Source organism: Methylocaldum marinum (genome assembly GCF_003584645.1).
Classification (GTDB): Bacteria; Pseudomonadota; Gammaproteobacteria; order Methylococcales; family Methylococcaceae; genus Methylocaldum; species Methylocaldum marinum.
In genome coordinates, this window is sequence record NZ_AP017928.1 from 4,453,657 (window position 1) to 4,471,398 (window position 17,742).

Consider the following 17,742-nt stretch of genomic DNA (forward strand, 5'->3'; position numbering starts at 1 on the left):
CAAAGGAGATCCCATGCGCGATTTTAGCGACTCCCTGCTGAACGAGATTGCCGAACGCTTGGCATCGACGGACCCCGGCATTCGCCGGGTGGCGGTCATGGATCTGGTTGAATCGTCCGAACCGGAGGCTGCCGAACTGCTGGTGGCGGCTCTGAAGGACCCCGATCCCGGCGTCCGCCGGGAGGCGGCCAAGATCATCGACGAATTCGATGCGTCCGCAATGACGACGGCCTTGGTGGACGTGTTGACCGCCGACGATGAGAACGTCCGCAATGCCGCCGCCCGGGCCCTGTCGGACATCAAGGACCCGGCCGCCGCGCCGGCCCTGCTCGAGGCGCTGGACAACGAAGACCCGTTCGTCATCGCCGCCATACTCAAGGCCCTCAAGCCGCTCCGGGTTGCCGAGGCCAAACCCGCGGCCCTCCGGCACCTCGTCCATCCGGACCCGCGGGTGCGCCGCGAAGCCGTGGGCGTACTCGGATACCTGCATGCCCCCGATACCCTCGATGCTCTCAAGAAAGTCGGCAGCGACGACAGCGACGACGAAGTGCGTCGCGCCGCGATCGGCGCGCTGCTTTTCGGCGAGCCGCCGGTGGTGGCCGACACCGTGGTCCGCGCGCTCGACGATGCCCACTGGCAAGTCCGCGCCGAGGCGGCGGTCAGTCTCGGCAAGCTGGGCAGCGTGGATGCCGTTCCGCCCTTGATCGGAGCCACTCGGGACGGGTATTGGCAGGTCCGGGAAAAAGCGTGCGAGGCGCTCGGCAAGCTGCGCGCAATCGTGGCCATCGATTGTCTGGGAGAGTGCGCCGGCGATGCCATGAGCAATCTGCGCAAAGCGGCCATAGCCGCTCTCGGCGAGATCGCGCACATCAACGGCCGGCCATACATCGAGCACGCCATGAACGACCCCGATCCCGACGTGCGCAAGCTCGCCCGCTGGGCGCTCGGCAAATTGAACACCGCAATCTGAAGGACTATCGCCATGACCTATGTCGTTACCGAGAACTGTATTCGCTGCAAATACACCGACTGCGTTGAAGTCTGCCCGGTAGACTGCTTTCACGAAGGTGAAAACTTCCTGGTCATAGACCCGGAGGAATGTATCGACTGCACCTTGTGCGCCGCGGAATGCCCGGTAGGCGCCATCTTCGGCGAAGACGAACTGCCGCCCGAATATGCCGGGTACAAGGCGCTGAACGCCGAGCTGGCCAAAACCTGGCCGCTGATCAGCGCCGCCAAGGCGCCGCTGCCGGACGCCGGGGAGTGGGCGGACCGGCCGGGCAAGCGCGAGCACCTGGTGCTGTGAGCGGCGACCGTCGCGCGGCAACCCATCCGTTCATCAAGCAACCGGCACCGTATGAAACCCACCCTGATCGCTGAAACCGGCGGCGTACGTCCGCCATCCGGCCCGCCCGCCGAGATTCGGTTGCGGGTCAAGAACAGGACTCTGGATCTGCATTGGCCCGACCGCTCCATGGCCAGTATCCCGTTTTCCAGACTGCGTGCAGCCTGCGCCTGCGCCGGCTGTACCGCGCGAAAGCGGTCAGGCGCGGCGCCGGATGACGTGTCCGACATCGAACTCAGCGGCGTCGAGCCCGTCGGCTCGGTCGGCCTTCAACTGGTCTTTTCCGACGGCCACGACCGGGGAATCTACCCCTGGTCCTATCTGCAGGCACTCTCGGAGGTCCAGACATGATCCGCCAGCCGAGATACAGGACTTGGCGTTACCCGTTTTGCGGCTTGCGCCCGCAACTCGTTCGAGGCGTCGCGGCGCTTTATCCCGGGCTGCCCGTGTGCATCGTGATCGCGCTGGCGGCTCATTTCATCGCGGGGAGGCACGGAGGCACCGAAATCCTTTTGGCGGTGCTGTTGGGCATGGTGCTCAGCCCCTTGCATCGGGACTCCCTCTGCCAACCGGGGATTTCGTTCGCCGCCCGTCCGCTGCTGCAGTTCGGAATCGCGCTCCTGGGAGCGCGTATCACGGTCGAACAAATCAGCGGCGATAACGCCCGAATGCTGTGCCTGGTGCTGGCGACCGTACCCGCAACGCTGGTGACCGGACTGGTGCTGGGACGTTTGCTGCGCCTGCCGGTACAGGCCAGCCTCATGGGCGCCGTCGCGGTTGCGATCTGCGGTGCCTCGGCGGTCCTCGCCGTGGCCGCGACCCTGCCGCGGGACCAGTTGGACCAGCGCTACGTGCTGGGCATCATCGTCGGGGCGACCGGCCTCGGAACCCTGTCCATGATCATGTATCCCCTAGCGGCTTCGGCCTTGGGCTTTTCGGAAGTCGAGACCGGCGTCTTTCTCGGTGCGACCATACATGACGTCGCCCAGGCGGCGGGTTCCGGATACATGGTTTCCGAGAACGTCGGCGACGTCGCCACGGTGACCAAGCTCATGCGCGTGGCCATGCTGGTGCCGGTGGTTGCGGTCATCGCCTTGTGGTGCCGGTCCGCATCCTCGGCGGCGCCGAAACTGCCCTGGTTCCTGCTGGGCTTCTTCGTGATCGTACTGCTCAACAGCTTCGGCTATCTGGCCGAGGCGCCGCGCGCCGCGATGGTCGCGATCTCTCGCGAATGCCTGCTGATCGCCATGGCCGCATTGGGAATGAAAACCTCGATTCCGGCCTTTCTCAAGCTCGGCTGGCGTCCCGTCGCTCAACTCACGGCGACCTCGATCCTGCTGGCCGTAGCCGCGGGCTTTGCCGTACAGATACCGGTGCCGCTCGGGTGATGCCGAAATGCACCGGTCATCCGTACCGGCAATCCCGGTCGTGCCGGTTCCCGCCTTATTCCAAATCGTTTTCAATCAGGCATTCATTCGCGTAGGGTGGGTTAGGCGCACATCAGCACTGACCGACGGCCGATCACCGCGCGTCGCGTGCGCCGTAACCCACCGGGCGACTTCCCATCGGTGGGTTTCGCGCAGCCTGTCGAAGGGCCTGTCCTGAGCCCGGGCGAAGGGCTAACCCGCCATCGATGGGTTTCGCTTCGCTCTACCCACCCTACGATTTATATTCATTCGAAATGCCGAATGGGATTACGTCCTTTCACTTGTATTACTCGATCTATAAATCGTCCCGGTCCATTTTGGATTATGCTGCAAATCGAAGCATTACTGCACTCCGCCTGGGCACACTATCGCGAAAGCGCTTGCCCGAATAACCCGAACCGGACAATAAATATATTCAAATCAGCGAATTGGTGAAGCGGGTTTGGCGCCGTAAGCCTGGCACACCCTGTGCCTTTATATATACAGATATTATTACTTGGCATAACAAGTGATCCATATCCAAGGCAAGTCTGTATTTTTGCAGCCTCGAGAAAAAGAGAATTACAATGCGAACCAAAGTGGCGATACCTTTGCTGAGCGCTTTTCTGCCCGTACAAGCGGCCGTTTCTTCCGAAGACTCGGAATCCTTTATATCGAAAGGATTAGGCTTGATAAACGGCACGGTCAGAGCTTATTACGTTACCCGGCAGTTCGATTCAAAACCCGATCAGCATACCTTTTCACCCGGCGGCAGTCTGCGATTGGAAACGCCACCGCTGCACGGTGTACAGGTCGGCCTGGGTTATTACTGGCAACATGATTTCGGTATCAGCAGCGATAAGCCCGAAAGACAGGTCGTGCCCATTTTTACCGGAAAGGATGTCGATATTCTCGGAGAGGCCTATCTGAAATTTTCAGCCTTCGATACCGTTATCACTGCCGGGCGCCAAAAACTGACCACGCCGTTCGCGAACCCTGCGGATGCATTCCCGGTTCCCACTCTGTTCGAGGGGGTAAGCCTGATCCATAGTGTCGGCAATTTTTCGTTCGGCGGGTATTACCTCAGCAAAATCAAGGATAGGCCGAGCAATGAATTCGAGAATGTCGGGAAATTCTCGACCCGGCGATTGGGCGTGACGCCCGAGAAAACGGATGGCACCATCATCGGAAATATCGGCTATACGAACGGCGGGCTCGGGCTGGAAGGCTGGTTTTATCGGTTCTCGGACCTGTTCGACATGGGTTTGGTGCAAGCCAAATACATCACCCCGGAAATTCATGGCTTCAAGTTTTCGTTCGGTGCTCAAGGCGTGTTGCAGCAAGACCAGGGGCAAAGTTTGTTCGGGCCGATGGATAGTCTGGGCTACGGGTTTACGGTCGGTGCCGCCACGCGCCGGGTTGACCTCATATTTTCCTATAACGGCGTGGCCGATAGACCCGGCGCATTCAGAAATGGCGCGATATTGGCACCCTATAGCTATTCCAACACCACCTTGTTTACGAACAATCTGGTCAGCTCTCCGGAAAACGCCGATTCGGGAAGCGTCTATAAAGTGGGCCTGAATTACCGGGTGGCGCCGAATTTTTCTTTTCTGCTCAGTCACGCCGTCTTCAATTTCAATAACAAACCACATATCGCCGAAACCGATATCGATTGGAAATATGGCCTTGATCGGTTCATAAAAAACCTATCGCTTCGAAACAGGATCGGAATCATCACCTCCGAGGCCAAAAGTTCGGACATGGTGGATCTACGGGTTCAGCTCGAATATACGTTTTAGCACACTGTGTCGCGAAACAAATCGAGAATACCTTGATTCAGACGATGTTTTAAAACCAAGAACAAACCCGCTCGATAACTTTTTCGTTACTTCGGCTAGTGATGCTGTAGCAAGCCCATCATATATTCCCATAATTTCAAGATTTATTTGCAGAGAATGAAGTATGAAACATACCTCCGATGACTCGGTCAGCCCAACTTTTGTCCCGAATCCCGCGAGCCTGTCCGACACGCTGGGTATTCCTCCCTACCGTTACCGCGACCTGCATGATCCCGAACGATTGAATGATCTGATGCGAAGCTTCGATACCCGGGTGTGTGAGCAGGATTCCGAGCTGTTCGGCGAGTTCCGGGAATATCGGGCCTGTGCCGGCGAGGGTATGGCGCCGGAGCGGATCTCGGAGCTTCTGGTAAGAATGGCGCCCTGGGTGGGTGATTTCCTTGCGCGGCTGTTCGATGTCGTCGCCATTCGGGAACGGCAAATCGAGGCCGTCCGCGGGGAGTTCGACAGCGTGTTCGTCTACCGGGACCACATTCTGGGCAAACTGCCGGTCCGATTCAAAAGCGAAACGCCGGAGCAGTGGGATATCGGCTCGGTGTGCCGGCGTTTCGATACCATGCTCGCGGCCGCGGGCGATGCCGAACGGCTGGCGAAGGACGCCGAGGGCGCGGTGAGCGAGCTGGCCGCGCGGCTGTGGCGGCTTTCACAGCACTATGAAGCGGTCGCCGCGGGTAAAGCGGAGACCTGCGCCACGGCCGATACCGGTGTCGCCGCGCTGCGGGAGAAACTGGCCGCTTCGCCGCGGGCCGCGAGCCTGCTCGCCGATGTTCTCGGCGAGGCGAGCGCGGGGGAATTCGTCGGCGGCCTGCTGGAGGTGGTCTGCCGCTGGAGCTACGCCGCCGCTCGGGTGCCGGACCTAAAACCGCAAGTGGCGGGTTGGGTCAGTTTCAAAACCCCCGCCAAAACCGATTTCAATCACCTGGTGGAACACGCCGACCGCGCCGAGAGCGGCTATACGGTGTGGACCGCGCCGCCGGGTCATCACCGCCGGCGCGACGGCTTCGCCCTGACCGATCCGGGCTTCGGCCGGCGGCGGGTCTTATACGAGGTCGATCATTGCATTCACTGCCACGACCGAGACGCCGATTCGTGCGCCAAGGGCATGCGCAACAAGAAGGACGGCAGCTACAAGACCAATCCCTTGGGCCAGGACATCACCGGTTGTCCGCTGGAAGAAAAGATTTCCGAAATGCAGTGGCTCAAGCGCCGGGGCGACAATATCGCCGCGCTGGCTCTCATCGTCATCGACAATCCGATGTGCCCCGGCACCGGCCATCGCATCTGCAACGATTGCATGAAGGCCTGCATTTATCAGAAAACCGAGCCGGTGGACATTCCGCAGGTGGAAACCAGCGTGCTCACCGACGTGCTGTTCATGCCCTGGGGTTTCGAGATCTACAGCCTTCTGACCCGCTGGAACCCGCTCAACGTCAGGCGTCCGTGCGCCTTGCCCTACAACGGCAAGAACGTGTTGGTCGCGGGCATGGGCCCGGCCGGCTACACCCTGTCCCATTATCTGTTGAACGAGGGCTTCGGGGTCGTGGGTATCGACGGGCTCAAGATCGAGCCGCTGCCCCGGGAACTGACCGGCGACGGGCAAACGCCGCCGCGGCCGATCCGCGATTTTCGTGAACTCTACGAGGATCTGGACAAGCGCGTCATGCTGGGCTTCGGCGGCGTCGCCGAATACGGCATCACCGTGCGCTGGGATAAAAACTTTCTCAAGGTCATCTATTTGAACCTGCTGAGGCGCAAGGCTTTCCGTTGTTACGGCGGGGTACGCTTCGGCGGCACGCTGACGGTCGACGACGCCTGGGCGCTGGGCTTCGACCATATCGCCATCGCTTCCGGCGCCGGCAAGCCCACCGTGATCGACCTCAAGAACAATCTCGCGCGCGGTATTCGCAAGGCCTCGGATTTTCTCATGGCGCTCCAACTCACCGGCGCGGCCAAGGCATCCAGCCTGGCCAATCTGCAGGTGCGCCTGCCCGCCGGGGTCGTCGGCGGCGGGCTCACTGCCATCGATACCGCGACGGAGCTGCTGGCCTATTATCCGGTGCAGGTCAGCAAAATCCTTCATCGTTACGAAAAACTCGCGTCGGTCTACGGCGAGGAAACCGTGCGCGCCCGCTACGACCGGGAGGAACTCGCCATTCTCGACGAATTCCTGGCTCATGGCCGGGTGATCCAGCAGGAGCGTGAACGCGCCGCGAGCGCCGGGGAGACGCCGGACTTCCTGCCCTTGCTGGAGCAGTGGGGCGGGGTGACGCTTTACTACCGCAAGGGCATCAAGGATTCCCCGGCCTACCGCCAGAACCACGAGGAGGTCGCCAAAGCCCTGGAAGAAGGGATACGCCTGGCCGAGGGTATGAACCCCGTCGAAGCGGTGGAGGATGGCTACGGCCATCTCGCCGGCGTGCGTTTCGAAAAGTTCGAGCAGCAGGACGGCAAATGGTGCAAGCAGGCGGAAATAGCGGTGCCCCTGCGCAGTCTCTTCGTTGCCGCCGGCACGTCCCCGAACACCATCTACGAATCGGAACATCCCGACACCTTCGAGATGGATGGAAAGTTTTATCAACGCTTCGAGCCCAATTGGAGCCCTCACCCCGGCCCTCTCGAACCCTCACCCCAAACCCGTCTCCCAAAGGGAGACGGGTTCAATAGTTCCCTTCTCCCTCTGGGAGAAGGGGTAGGGATGAGGGAGGGAGAGGGAGTTCCTTTGTTGAAACCGATTGACGACACCGCCATTCCCAAAATCGGCAAACCGGCGCCGTTTACCTCGTACCGGCGCCACGGCAGGTTCATCACCTTCTACGGCGACAACCACCCGGTTTATGCCGGCAATGTGGTCAGGGCCATGGCCAGCGCCAAGGATGGGTATCCGTATATCGTCAAGCTCTTCGAAAACCATCTGGCCGCCCTCGATCCCGCCGCACAGGGCGCGCGCGATGCGGCATTGGCGGCATTCCAGCGCAACCTGGACGACGCCTTGATCGGCCGCATCGTCGGCGTCGGCCGCCTGACGCCCACCATCATCGAAGTGGTGGTTCGCGCTCCCATGGCGGCGAGCCAATTCGCGCCCGGCCAGTTTTACCGGGTACAGAACTTCGAAACCCTGGCTCCCGTGGCGGAAGGCACGGTGCTGGCCTCGGAAGGGATGGCCCTGACCGGCGCCTGGGTCGACAAGAGCCGCGGGCTGATCTCCCTCATCGCACTGGAAATGGGCAGTTCCACCCGATTGTGCGCCACCTGGCGGCCGGGCGATCCCATCGTGGTGATGGGCGTCACCGGCGCGCCCACCGACATACCTTCCGGCCGGACCGTGCTGCTGGCCGGCGGCGGGCTCGGCAACGCGGTGCTGTTCTCCATCGGCAAGGCTCTGCGCGCCGCGGGCAACCGCGTGATTTATTTTGCCGGCTACCGCAACCGCGAGGACCTGTTCAAGACGGAGGACATCGAAGCCGCCTCCGATCTCACCGTCTGGACGGTGGACAAGCGTCCGGGCAACGCTCCCATTCCGGTTACCCGGCCCCGGGACAAGAGCTTCGTCGGCAATATCGTCGAGGCGATGCTCGCCTATGGCCGGGGAGAACTGGGGGAGACGCCGATTCGGCTCGATCAGGTGGAGCATATGATCGTCATCGGTTCCGACCGCATGATGGCGGCGGTGAAGGAAGCCCGCCACGGCGTTCTCGAACCCTATCTCAAGGCCTGCCGCGAACTCGTGGGTTCCATCAATTCGCCCATGCAGTGCATGATGAAAGGGGTGTGCGCCCAATGCCTGTGCAAGCACGTGGACCCCGAAACCGGCAAGGCGTGTTTCGTCTACACCTGCAATAACCAGGATCAGGCCTTGGACCGGGTTGATTTCGCCAACCTCGGCGCACGTTTGCGGCAGAATTCGGTGCAGGAAAAACTGTCCGCGCTATGGCTCGATCATGTGCTGGAACGGCAGGCGTCCGCGGCCGGCGCAAAGGAAGAGCGGGCCTGCGCCGCTGGGGCAGCGGCGGGTTTGGAACAATGAAGAACCGGGGGTGAGCGGGACCGGTCCCGGCGGCGTGCAACCAAATTGCAACATTCCATTGTTACAGTTTGGGGCGAGTCAACGCCCGAGCAACGCTTAGAACAAACCAGGGCAGTTTAGGACGCTCTGATTCGATCCTTCGACAGGCTCGGGACGAACGGAACCAACTTAAATCAGAGCTCCCCCTAACGGACAGACAGGTTTCGCAAGCCCGGAAATGGCCGTTGACCGCCTGGATGGACTCAAAAAATCTGACGAAATGAGCACGAACCTTGCCCTTTACTCCCTGGCCGCGGCCGTGGCTGCCGGGACTCTGCCGACATTGAAGCTGCGCCTCGAGCTTTCCAGGGCCAAGCATCCCTCCCTGGCGGGGCATTCCAACCTATCGCGGCGCATCGCCCGATGGGTACCGTACTATGACTACGGCGAAGAGCATTTCTTCCGCTGCGATGGCGCTCCGGAACCCATTGCCGCACAACGGCGTGCCGGATTCATGCGGCTTGGCGAGCGCTTGCGGGAATGCTCGCCGCGTACGTTGGCTTTGGGCGAGTCCGCCGTGAACGCCATCTCGGACATGCAGTTTACCTCCGCTTACCGGGTACCCTTTCAATTCAGGCGCCTGGTCCGCGAACACCTGAAGACCGGCGCCTTCGTGCAATCGTCTTCCGGGGTTACGCTCACCGATCCGGACGGCAAGGTTTCCTACGATCTCGCAGGGTCCTACGGCGTCAACCTGTTCGGTTACGATTTTTACAAGGATTGCATGCGGCGCGCCGGAGAGCGCGTGCATGAGCTGGGACCGGTGCTGGGTCTTTATCATCCCGTGATCCTGGCCAATGTCGAACGGCTGAAAACCATTTCCGGGCTCGACGAAGTATCGTTCCACATGTCGGGCACCGAAGCGGTGATGCAGGCTGTGCGGCTGGCCCGGTATCATACCGGACGACCTTATCTGGTGCGGTTTTGCGGCGCCTACCACGGCTGGTGGGGCGACGTGCAGCCCGGCGTCGGCAATCCGCTGCCGGCGCACGAAACCTACACGCTGAAAGACATGGACGAGGCCACGCTGCGGGTGCTGCGCAAACGCAGGGACATCGCCTGCGTACTGGTGAACCCCTTGCAGGCGCTGCACCCGAATGCGGGCGCCCCGGGCGACGGAACCCTGATCGACAGCAGCCGCTCCGCCGGTTTCGACCGCGCCGCATACACCGACTGGCTGCAGCGGCTGCGCGCGGTATGCAGCGAACGGGGCATCGTGCTGATCTTCGACGAGGTGTTCACCGGCTTCCGCCTGGCGCCGGGAGGTGCCCAGGACTATTTCGGCATTCGCGCCGATTTGGTCACCTACGGCAAGAGCCTGGGCGGCGGTCTGCCGGTCGGCGTCGTCTGCGGCCGCAAGGACTTGATGAAGCGCTTTCGCGACGACCGTCCCACCGATATCTGCTTCGCCCGGGGCACGTTCAATTCCCATCCTTATGTGATGGCGGCCATGGATGAGTTCCTGACGGCGCTCGACAAACCCGAGATCCGCGAACTCTACCGAGACCTGGATCAGGTGTGGAACGCCAGGGCCGAACGCTTGAACCGGAGGCTGAACGAACTGGATCTTCCGGTACGGGTCGCCGATCTTTCGTCCGTCTGGACCGTCCTGTATACCCGGCCGTCCCGCTATAACTGGATGTTTCAGTATTATTTGCGCGCACGGGAGCTGACCCTGAGCTGGGTCGGAACCGGACGCTTCATCTTCAGCCTCAACTACACCGAGGCCGATTTCGAAGCGGTGGCCGAGCGCTTCGTGGCGGCGGCCGCGGACATGCAACAGGACGGATGGTGGTGGTCGGGGGATGGACTGACCAACAAGTCCATCAGGCGGCAGGTTCTTCGCGAAATGATCGCCCGGCGTTTCGGTTTGCGCCAGGCGGATGCCGGGTTCCGTCAAGAGCAGTCGTAGGTCGGCAATCCTTTGCCGCTGCCGGTTGCGGTCCGGAGGCAACGAAGCTCGAGTCCTAGCGGAGCTCGAGCGTGTTGTCCCGATCGTCACTCTCCGGCGCCATGGGGTCGATGAGTTGCCCCCGGAGCAGACAAATGGGGGACTTGTAGTAGAGCTTGATGTCGTGAAACGGGTCGGTCAGGATTTTGGTCAGCCAGACCAGCCCGGTCTGGACATCCCTCACGAAGAACAACTGCACGGTTCGGAACAGCAAGCCGCCGACGCCGATGGCCAGCCATAACAAGCCCAGGCGATTCAGGAATTCCCCGTCGGCGGGATCGGAGTCGAACAGCCCCAATAGCGTCGGGTCCAGGTAAAGAGCGATCGGGGAGAGCCCCCAGATGGCCATGAGGACTACCTTCCGCTCGAGGTTATAGCCCACCTTGACCTGTTCCTTGTACTCGTGGGTCGCCTGATTGACGACGTCGTATCCCTTCGGTTCGAAGAAGAAGTGGCCGGTCTGGCGGGTAAGCATGGCGAACAGCCACCCGATGAGCGCCGCCGCCACCGGATCGGTGAACAACAAGGCGTAAGCGCACAGGAAGCTCAGTGCGCTGACGAAATGCAGCGACTGGTTTATGCGGCTGTGATGATAGTAACGGTGATCGTCCCAACGCTGTATTTCCAGAGCTTTAAGAAAACCGTGCATAGATCCCCCAATGAGTAGCGCAAAAAAAAGCACGGCGGTATCCGTGCGGTGATGGAGTCAACGAACAGCGCCGTGCAGCCGAGAGAAAGAGGCAACGCGAAAAGTCCGAAACCTCGAGATGGAAACAGCATCCAGGCTGCCGCAGTATTTCGAGTCGGCCGATCATGCGATGCGAATCCATCCGATTAGCATAAGAGTCGAGTGTTACAGATTTATTTAGCGAAATATTTTGACCGAACGATGACAACCGGACGTACGGATAAATTCCGTAGTCGTTCCGTGCACGCTGTTCCACGCATCACTCCGGCCGTACGAGGACCCCAGAACGATGGCATTACGCTCGCTGATCGCACAGATTTCCCGGCAGGAAGACATCAACTTTCTCCTGACCAATCGGATTCCGCGCCAGTTGCTCACGCGGTTCATGGGATGGTTCAGCCGGATCGAGCATCCTTGGGTTTGCCGTTTATCCATAGGCTTGTGGCGGCTGTTTGCCCCGCTCGATCTGAGCGAGGCCAAGAAATCCGAGTTCCGCAGCCTGCATGAATGCTTCACTCGCGAGCTCAGGGAAGGCGCCCGCCCGGTCGACGACGACCCGGGCGTCCTGGTGAGTCCCTGCGATGCCATCATCGGCGCGCACGGCGCCATCGAAGACGCCACCCTGTTTCAGGCCAAGGGCTTTCCTTACGCGTTGAAGGATCTGGTTCACGATGCGGAGCTGGTGAGCCGGTACCGCGACGGCTATTACGTGACCTTGCGGCTCACTTCCAGCATGTACCATCGGTTCCACGCGCCGTATGACTGCGAAATCGATCGGGTCACCTACATCTCGGGGGACACCTGGAACGTCAATCCGATCGCCCTCAGGCGGATAGAGGAACTCTTCTGCAAGAACGAGCGCGCCGTACTGCGGACGCGCCTGAGCCGAGGCGATCACATCATCGCCCTGGTGCCGGTTGCCGCCGTGCTCGTCGCCAGCATACGGCTGCATTTCCTGGATGTTCTATTGCATCTCAAGTACCGGGGACCCAACGTGATTCCGTGCCGGGCGTCGTTTCGCAAAGGGGACGAAATAGGCTGGTTTCAGCACGGTTCGACGATCATCGTCCTGGCGCCCGAAGGATTCGTGCTCTGCCCGCAATGGGAACCGGGCGCGATTATCCGCATGGGGCAAGGGCTGCTGCGGATTCCCTGAAGGCTTAGCGCTCGTAATACGCGCCCAGGCTGTAATACGCGGTTTCCAAGATAGGCAGCAGAATCCAGTCGTCATGAGGAAATCTCATGACCAGGAAAAAGCCCCAAATCGACAGCAAGGTGCCGACGTATTGCGGGTGGTTGAGAATTGAAAACGGAAAGGCGTTGCACCAGGGAACCTGATAACCCAGCTTGTTGCCGTAAAATACCCCGGACGGCCCCAGGCGATAAAATACGCCGAAATTAAGTATCTGACCCATCAAAATCAGGCCGGCTCCCAGGCTCATCGGGAGGAGGCTGCCGGTGGGAAGCGGGATAAAGGTATTCCCGAGCAGCATGCACCAGGCCAGGAATACACCGATTTGCAGAATCTTGAATAGGTAAAATAATTTTTCGAGGACACCGATCGGCTCCCCGAAGCGAGCGACTGCGGGATATTTGCAGATCGCCTTGAATATATCGGAATTATGCCAAATCCACAGGTAGGTTATTCGTTCGATAGCTAATAATAGGGCTGCGGCCGGAAATAACCAAAACAGCATGATTTTTATTCTTGGAAAATAAAGGTTACCGAATTAAACAGAATCGGCGAGTGGATCGCAAGCGCGAAGGGCCTGTCCCGAGCCCGGTCGAAGGGCGGTTCCCGCCGGCCGCCGTCTCCTACAACCCGTAGTAGGGTGCGGTGAGGAACGAACCGCACCGATCGCGAACGATGCGGTTCCTTCGTCACCGCATCCTACGAGGTCTCGATTCGAACTGAAGACCACCGGCAGAGAATAGACGAAGGAACCCGTCTTATTCATCCGGCCCTTAAATACCCTATTGATTCCGTTCGGGCCGAGCTTGTCGAAGCCCCAAGCCGAGTGCCTTTCGACAAGCTCAGGGCGAACGTTATTTTGGGCCGGGTCAATAATGCTTTAGGGCTGGATCAGCAAGCCCCGGGGCAGGGTAGGGTGCTCCGCCGTGACCGCGAGCCCCCGGCGCAGGCCGAGATTGGCCAGGGCCACGGCATAATCGCAGATGAATTCGAACGTCGTATTCTTGCCCTCGCCGCGGGCGTAACCCTGATAGATTTTCAGTTGCGCGGCCAGTCCCTCGTTGAAGCGCGCCGCGTCCCGCTCCAGGATGCCGGACAGAGCCGTGACGAGCGAGTGGTAGTTCCGGTCCGCCGCGCTTTTGGGCGGTTTGCGGGCGTAATCGTCGAACTGCGCCTGCAGCCGCTGGCGGGCGTCTTCGAGGCGGTCCCGCACGGTGAAGGCCAGGGCATTGACATAGCGGTTGACATCGAGGCCGAGGCTGAAGCCGTCGGGGCGATCACGATACCCGCGTCCCAGTTCGACGGCGAGATCGAAATCGGCGGCCATCAGGGCGAAATTCAGGCCGTCGATGGCGATGGTTTCGCTTACGGCGCTGAGGTCGGCTTTTTCCCCCTGATAATCGGGGTCCGTTTCGTCGTAAGCCATGCGGAAGCTTTTCAGGATGTGGCGGGCGGCATTGGCGAACTCGGCCCGGACCTCGGCGATCGGGTCGCCGTTCAGGAACTTGGCGCGGGCGAGGGAAGCATAAAGCATGGCCGTGCCCGTGTGAACACTCTCGATTGAAATGTTTTCCGCTTCGTAGAAACCGCTTTTGAAGTCTTCCTCCGTCTGCGTCAGTCCGTCTCTTGCCACCTTTAGCCAATGATCGATCTGCTGCTGTTCCGGTGTGTTGCTCATTTGAACGCCTCTCCGATTACCTGTTTCAGTTCGTTGAAGTTTTCCAGCTCGAATTCGTCCAGGGTTTGGGCGATGTTGCCGTCCGCATCGCGTTCGAACACGCGCACCCGGCCGGTGTCGGTATTGGTGTGAACGGAGATGTGCTGTTTGTTGCCTTGTTTACGTATTACCTCTCCCCACAAATCGATCTCCTCCGCCGTGTACGGTCCGCCCTGGCGATTGGAGGGAAGGCCGACCTTCCGGGCCTTGTCTTCAGTCATCAACCGGGCTCTGCTGCGGTTCTTCGCTCGGGAGCCCTGCCGGTTCCCGTTGATATCCAGCGCCACCGACGTGCTGTCCCGGTTGTTGCCCTTGGCCTCCCACTCGGCCAGCCGGCCGTCCTTCTTCGTCATGTCGTCCGGGCCGTGGTAGCCCGTAGGGTGCGGTGAGGCGCGAACCGCACCGATGGCGCCGGCGAACGGTGCCTGTCCTGAGCGGTGAATGATGCGGTTCCTTCGTCACCGCATCCTGCGAGGTCTCGATTCGAACCGAAGATGACCGGCAGAGAATAGAAGAAGGAACCCGTCTGATTAATCCGGCCCTTAAATACGCTATTGATTCCGTTCGGGCCGAGCTTGCCGAAGCCCCAAGCCGAGTGCCTTTCGACAAGCTCAGGGCGAACGTTATTTTGGGCCGGGTCAATAATGCTTTAGGGCTGGATCAGCAAGCCCCGGGGCAGGGTAGGGTGCTCCGCCGTGACCTCGAGCCCCCGGCGCAGGCCGAGATTGGCCAGGGCCACGGCATAATCGCAGATGAATTCGAACGTCGTATTCTTGCCCTCGCCGCGGGCGTAACCCTGATAGATTTTCAGTTGCGCGGCCAGTCCCTCGTTGAAGCGCGCCGCGTCCCGCTCCAGGATGCCGGACAGAGCCGTGACGAGCGAGTGGTAGTTCCGGTCCGCCGCGCTTTTGGGCGGTTTGCGGGCGTAATCGTCGAACTGCGCCTGCAGCCGCTGGCGGGCGTCTTCGAGGCGGTCCCGCACGGTGAAGGCCAGGGCATTGACATAGCGGTTGACATCGAGGCCGAGGCTGAAGCCGTCGGGGCGATCACGATACCCGCGTCCCAGTTCGACGGCGAGATCGAAATCGGCGGCCATCAGGGCGAAATTCAGGCCGTCGATGGCGATGGTTTCGCTTACGGCGCTGAGGTCGGCTTTTTCCCCCTGATAATCGGGGTCCGTTTCGTCGTAAGCCATGCGGAAGCTTTTCAGGATGTGGCGGGCGGCATTGGCGAACTCGGCCCGGACCTCGGCGATCGGGTCGCCGTTCAGGAACTTGGCGCGGGCGAGGGAAGCATAAAGCATGGCCGTGCCCGTGTGAACACTCTCGATTGAAATGTTTTCCGCTTCGTAGAAACCGCTTTTGAAGTCTTCCTCCGTCTGCGTCAGTCCGTCTCTTGCCACCTTTAGCCAATGATCGATCTGCTGCTGTTCCGGTGTGTTGCTCATTTGAACGCCTCTCCGATTACCTGTTTCAGTTCGTTGAAGTTTTCCAGCTCGAATTCGTCCAGGGTTTGGGCGATGTTGCCGTCCGCATCGCGTTCGAACACGCGCACCCGGCCGGTGTCGGTATTGGTGTGAACGGAGATGTGCTGTTTGTTGCCTTGTTTACGTATTACCTCTCCCCACAAATCGATCTCCTCCGCCGTGTACGGTCCGCCCTGGCGATTGGAGGGAAGGCCGACCTTCCGGGCCTTGTCTTCAGTCATCAACCGGGCTCTGCTGCGGTTCTTCGCTCGGGAGCCCTGCCGGTTCCCGTTGATATCCAGCGCCACCGACGTGCTGTCCCGGTTGTTGCCCTTGGCCTCCCACTCGGCCAGCCGGCCGTCCTTCTTCGTCATGTCGTCCGGGCCGTGGTAGCCCGTAGGGTGCGGTGAGGCGCGAACCGCACCGATGGCGCCGGCGAACGGTGCCTGTCCTGAGCGGTGAATGATGCGGTTCCTTCGTCACCGCATCCTGCGAGGTCTCGATTCGAACCGAAGATGACCGGCAGAGAATAGAAGAAGGAACCCGTCTGATTAATCCGGCCCTTAAATACGCTATTGATTCCGTTCGGGCCGAGCTTGCCGAAGCCCCAAGCCGAGTGCCTTTCGACAAGCTCAGGGCGAACGTTATTTTGGGCCGGGTCAATAATGCTTTAGGGCTGGATCAGCAAGCCCCGGGGCAGGGTAGGGTGCTCCGCCGTGACCTCGAGCCCCCGGCGCAGGCCGAGATTGGCCAAGGCGACGGCGTGATCGCAGATGAATTCCTCGTCGGTGTTCCGGGCCTCGCCGCGGGCGTAACTCTGATAGATTTTCAGTTGCGCGGCCAGTCCCTCGTTGAAGCGGGCTTCGTTCGTGTCCGCAATGCCGGATAGAGCCGTGCTCAAGGTGAAGTAGTTCTTGCGATAATCGTTGCGCTTGGATGGCTTGGCCGCATACGCATCGATCTGAGCCGACAACAGCCCGCGGGCCTGCGGCAGGTCGTCGAGTACGACGGATTTGAGGGCATTGACATAGCGGTTGACATCGAGGCCGAGGCTGAAGCCGTCGGGGCGATCACGATACCCGCGTCCCAGTTCGACGGCGAGATCGAAATCGGCGGCCATCAGGGCGAAATTCAGGCCGTCGATGGCGATGGTTTCGCTTACGGCGCTGAGGTCGGCTTTTTCCCCCTGATAATCGGGGTCCGTTTCGTCGTAGGCCATGCGGAAGCTTTTCAGGATGTGGCGGGCGGCATTGGCGAACTCGGCCCGGACCTCGGCGATCGGGTCGCCGTTCAGGAACTTGGCGCGGGCGAGGGAAGCATAAAGCATGGCCGTGCCCGTGTGAACACTCTCGATTGAAATGTTTTCCGCTTCGTAGAAACCGCTTTTGAAGTCTTCCTCCGTCTGCGTCAGTCCGTCTCTTGCCACCTTTAGCCAATGATCGATCTGCTGCTGTTCCGGTGTGTTGCTCATTTGAACGCCTCTCCGATTACCTGTTTCAGTTCGTTGAAGTTTTCCAGCTCGAATTCGTCCAGGGTTTGGGTGATATTGCCTCTGTGGTCGCGTTCGAACACGCGCACCCGGCCGGTGTCGGTATTGGTGTGAACGGAGATGTGCTGTTTGTTGCCTTGTTTACGTATTACCTCTCCCCACAAATCGATCTCCTCCGCCGTGTACGGTCCGCCCTGGCGGTTGGAGGGAAGGCCGACCTTCCGGGCCTTGTCGCGGGTCATCAACTGGGCTCGGACGAGGTTCTTGTCACGCGAGCCCTGCCGGTTCCCGTTGATATCCAGCGCCACCGACGTGCTGTCCCGGTTGTTGCCCTTGGCCTCCCACTCGGCCAGCCGGCCGTCCTTCTTCGTCATGTCGTCCGGGCCGTGGTAGCCCGTAGGGTGCGGTGAGGCGCGAACCGCACCGATGGCGCCGGCGAACGGTGCCTGTCCTGAGCGGTGAATGATGCGGTTCCTTCGTCACCGCATCCTACGAGGTCTCGATTCGAACTGAAGACCACCGGCAGAGAATAGACGAAGGAACCCGTCTTATTCATCCGGCCCT

Annotated in this window: 16 protein-coding genes; 8 read left to right on the forward strand and 8 right to left on the reverse strand. The window is 60.5% G+C overall.

What is annotated here, in order from left to right; genetic code table 11:
• Positions 1-13: 13 nt before the first annotated feature.
• The 7 genes from sS8_RS19880 to sS8_RS19910 all read left to right on the forward strand — a co-directional run bounded on the left by sS8_RS19880 (position 14) and on the right by sS8_RS19910 (position 10,588).
• On the forward strand, positions 14-970 hold the full coding sequence (locus sS8_RS19880) for a HEAT repeat domain-containing protein (protein WP_119631285.1): 957 nt from the start codon (positions 14-16) through the stop codon (positions 968-970).
• Between the two features lie 12 nt (positions 971-982).
• The gene (gene fdxA / locus sS8_RS19885; RefSeq protein WP_119631286.1) at positions 983-1,306 is read left to right on the forward strand and encodes a ferredoxin FdxA; all 324 of its coding nucleotides are present in this window, start codon (positions 983-985) and stop codon (positions 1,304-1,306) included.
• Positions 1,307-1,357: 51 nt separating this feature from the next.
• The gene (locus sS8_RS19890) at positions 1,358-1,696 is read left to right on the forward strand and encodes a gamma-butyrobetaine hydroxylase-like domain-containing protein (RefSeq protein ID WP_119631287.1); all 339 of its coding nucleotides are present in this window, start codon (positions 1,358-1,360) and stop codon (positions 1,694-1,696) included.
• Positions 1,693-2,733 (forward strand): YeiH family protein, encoded by a 1,041-nt coding sequence (locus sS8_RS19895; protein ID WP_119631288.1) that lies wholly within the window; start codon positions 1,693-1,695, stop codon positions 2,731-2,733. The genes sS8_RS19890 and sS8_RS19895 overlap by 4 nt, the downstream gene beginning before the upstream one ends.
• A 605-nt stretch (positions 2,734-3,338) precedes the next feature.
• Positions 3,339-4,553 (forward strand): OprD family outer membrane porin, encoded by a 1,215-nt coding sequence (locus sS8_RS19900; RefSeq protein WP_119631289.1) that lies wholly within the window; start codon positions 3,339-3,341, stop codon positions 4,551-4,553.
• Between the two features lie 163 nt (positions 4,554-4,716).
• Positions 4,717-8,637 carry an FAD-dependent oxidoreductase gene (locus tag sS8_RS19905; protein ID WP_232020369.1) on the forward strand — a complete coding sequence of 1,307 codons (3,921 nt, stop codon included), beginning with the start codon at positions 4,717-4,719 and terminating at the stop codon, positions 8,635-8,637.
• 259 nt (positions 8,638-8,896) lie between these two features.
• On the forward strand, positions 8,897-10,588 hold the full coding sequence (locus sS8_RS19910) for an aminotransferase class III-fold pyridoxal phosphate-dependent enzyme (RefSeq protein ID WP_119632907.1): 1,692 nt from the start codon (positions 8,897-8,899) through the stop codon (positions 10,586-10,588).
• A 55-nt stretch (positions 10,589-10,643) separates the two neighbouring features.
• Here sS8_RS19910 and sS8_RS19915 read toward each other — a convergent pair whose 3' ends face one another.
• Positions 10,644-11,276 carry a DUF962 domain-containing protein gene (locus sS8_RS19915; protein WP_119631290.1) on the reverse strand — a complete coding sequence of 211 codons (633 nt, stop codon included), beginning with the start codon at positions 11,274-11,276 and terminating at the stop codon, positions 10,644-10,646.
• 328 nt (positions 11,277-11,604) lie between these two features.
• Here sS8_RS19915 and asd point away from each other — a divergent pair, with 328 nt between their 5' ends.
• Complete coding sequence (gene asd / locus sS8_RS19920; RefSeq protein ID WP_119631291.1) at positions 11,605-12,471, forward strand: archaetidylserine decarboxylase; 867 nt, start codon at positions 11,605-11,607, stop codon at positions 12,469-12,471.
• 4 nt (positions 12,472-12,475) lie between these two features.
• Here the strand turns inward: asd and sS8_RS19925 are convergent, their stop codons facing one another.
• The 7 genes from sS8_RS19925 to sS8_RS19955 form a co-directional block, all read right to left on the reverse strand.
• A complete protein-coding gene (locus sS8_RS19925; RefSeq protein WP_119631292.1) occupies positions 12,476-13,012 on the reverse strand; it encodes a methyltransferase in 537 nt (178 codons plus the stop codon).
• A 375-nt stretch (positions 13,013-13,387) separates the two neighbouring features.
• Positions 13,388-14,185, reverse strand: a complete 798-nt coding sequence (locus sS8_RS19930; RefSeq protein ID WP_119631293.1) for an Imm49 family immunity protein — start codon at positions 14,183-14,185, stop codon at positions 13,388-13,390.
• Complete coding sequence (locus sS8_RS19935) at positions 14,182-14,577, reverse strand: hypothetical protein (RefSeq protein ID WP_119631294.1); 396 nt, start codon at positions 14,575-14,577, stop codon at positions 14,182-14,184. The genes sS8_RS19930 and sS8_RS19935 overlap by 4 nt, the downstream gene beginning before the upstream one ends.
• A gap of 296 nt (positions 14,578-14,873) precedes the next feature.
• Complete coding sequence (locus sS8_RS19940; protein ID WP_119631295.1) at positions 14,874-15,671, reverse strand: Imm49 family immunity protein; 798 nt, start codon at positions 15,669-15,671, stop codon at positions 14,874-14,876.
• Positions 15,668-16,063: a hypothetical protein gene (locus tag sS8_RS19945; protein ID WP_119631294.1), complete on the reverse strand. Its 396-nt coding sequence runs from the start codon at positions 16,061-16,063 to the stop codon at positions 15,668-15,670. Before sS8_RS19945 ends, sS8_RS19940 begins: the two co-directional genes overlap by 4 nt.
• A gap of 296 nt (positions 16,064-16,359) precedes the next feature.
• Positions 16,360-17,160 carry an immunity 49 family protein gene (locus tag sS8_RS19950; RefSeq protein WP_119631296.1) on the reverse strand — a complete coding sequence of 267 codons (801 nt, stop codon included), beginning with the start codon at positions 17,158-17,160 and terminating at the stop codon, positions 16,360-16,362.
• Positions 17,157-17,552, reverse strand: a complete 396-nt coding sequence (locus sS8_RS19955) for a hypothetical protein (protein WP_119631297.1) — start codon at positions 17,550-17,552, stop codon at positions 17,157-17,159. The genes sS8_RS19950 and sS8_RS19955 overlap by 4 nt, the downstream gene beginning before the upstream one ends.
• Positions 17,553-17,742: the final 190 nt, after the last annotated feature.

Bases quoted from the DNA above. Each gene is read 5' to 3' on its own strand.
- sS8_RS19900 (WP_119631289.1), top strand. From the start codon at position 3,339: ATGCGAACCAAAGTGGCGATACCTTTGCTGAGCGCTTTTCTGCCCGTA.
- sS8_RS19915 (WP_119631290.1), bottom strand. From the start codon at position 11,276: ATGCACGGTTTTCTTAAAGCTCTGGAAATACAGCGTTGGGACGATCAC.
- sS8_RS19940 (WP_119631295.1), bottom strand. From the start codon at position 15,671: ATGAGCAACACACCGGAACAGCAGCAGATCGATCATTGGCTAAAGGTG.
- asd (WP_119631291.1), top strand. From the start codon at position 11,605: ATGGCATTACGCTCGCTGATCGCACAGATTTCCCGGCAGGAAGACATC.
- sS8_RS19905 (WP_232020369.1), top strand. From the start codon at position 4,717: ATGAAACATACCTCCGATGACTCGGTCAGCCCAACTTTTGTCCCGAAT.
- sS8_RS19925 (WP_119631292.1), bottom strand. From the start codon at position 13,012: ATGCTGTTTTGGTTATTTCCGGCCGCAGCCCTATTATTAGCTATCGAA.
- sS8_RS19955 (WP_119631297.1), bottom strand. From the start codon at position 17,552: ATGACGAAGAAGGACGGCCGGCTGGCCGAGTGGGAGGCCAAGGGCAAC.
- sS8_RS19930 (WP_119631293.1), bottom strand. From the start codon at position 14,185: ATGAGCAACACACCGGAACAGCAGCAGATCGATCATTGGCTAAAGGTG.
- sS8_RS19895 (WP_119631288.1), top strand. From the start codon at position 1,693: ATGATCCGCCAGCCGAGATACAGGACTTGGCGTTACCCGTTTTGCGGC.
- sS8_RS19880 (WP_119631285.1), top strand. From the start codon at position 14: ATGCGCGATTTTAGCGACTCCCTGCTGAACGAGATTGCCGAACGCTTG.
- sS8_RS19945 (WP_119631294.1), bottom strand. From the start codon at position 16,063: ATGACGAAGAAGGACGGCCGGCTGGCCGAGTGGGAGGCCAAGGGCAAC.
- sS8_RS19910 (WP_119632907.1), top strand. From the start codon at position 8,897: ATGAGCACGAACCTTGCCCTTTACTCCCTGGCCGCGGCCGTGGCTGCC.
- sS8_RS19890 (WP_119631287.1), top strand. From the start codon at position 1,358: ATGAAACCCACCCTGATCGCTGAAACCGGCGGCGTACGTCCGCCATCC.
- sS8_RS19950 (WP_119631296.1), bottom strand. From the start codon at position 17,160: ATGAGCAACACACCGGAACAGCAGCAGATCGATCATTGGCTAAAGGTG.
- fdxA (WP_119631286.1), top strand. From the start codon at position 983: ATGACCTATGTCGTTACCGAGAACTGTATTCGCTGCAAATACACCGAC.
- sS8_RS19935 (WP_119631294.1), bottom strand. From the start codon at position 14,577: ATGACGAAGAAGGACGGCCGGCTGGCCGAGTGGGAGGCCAAGGGCAAC.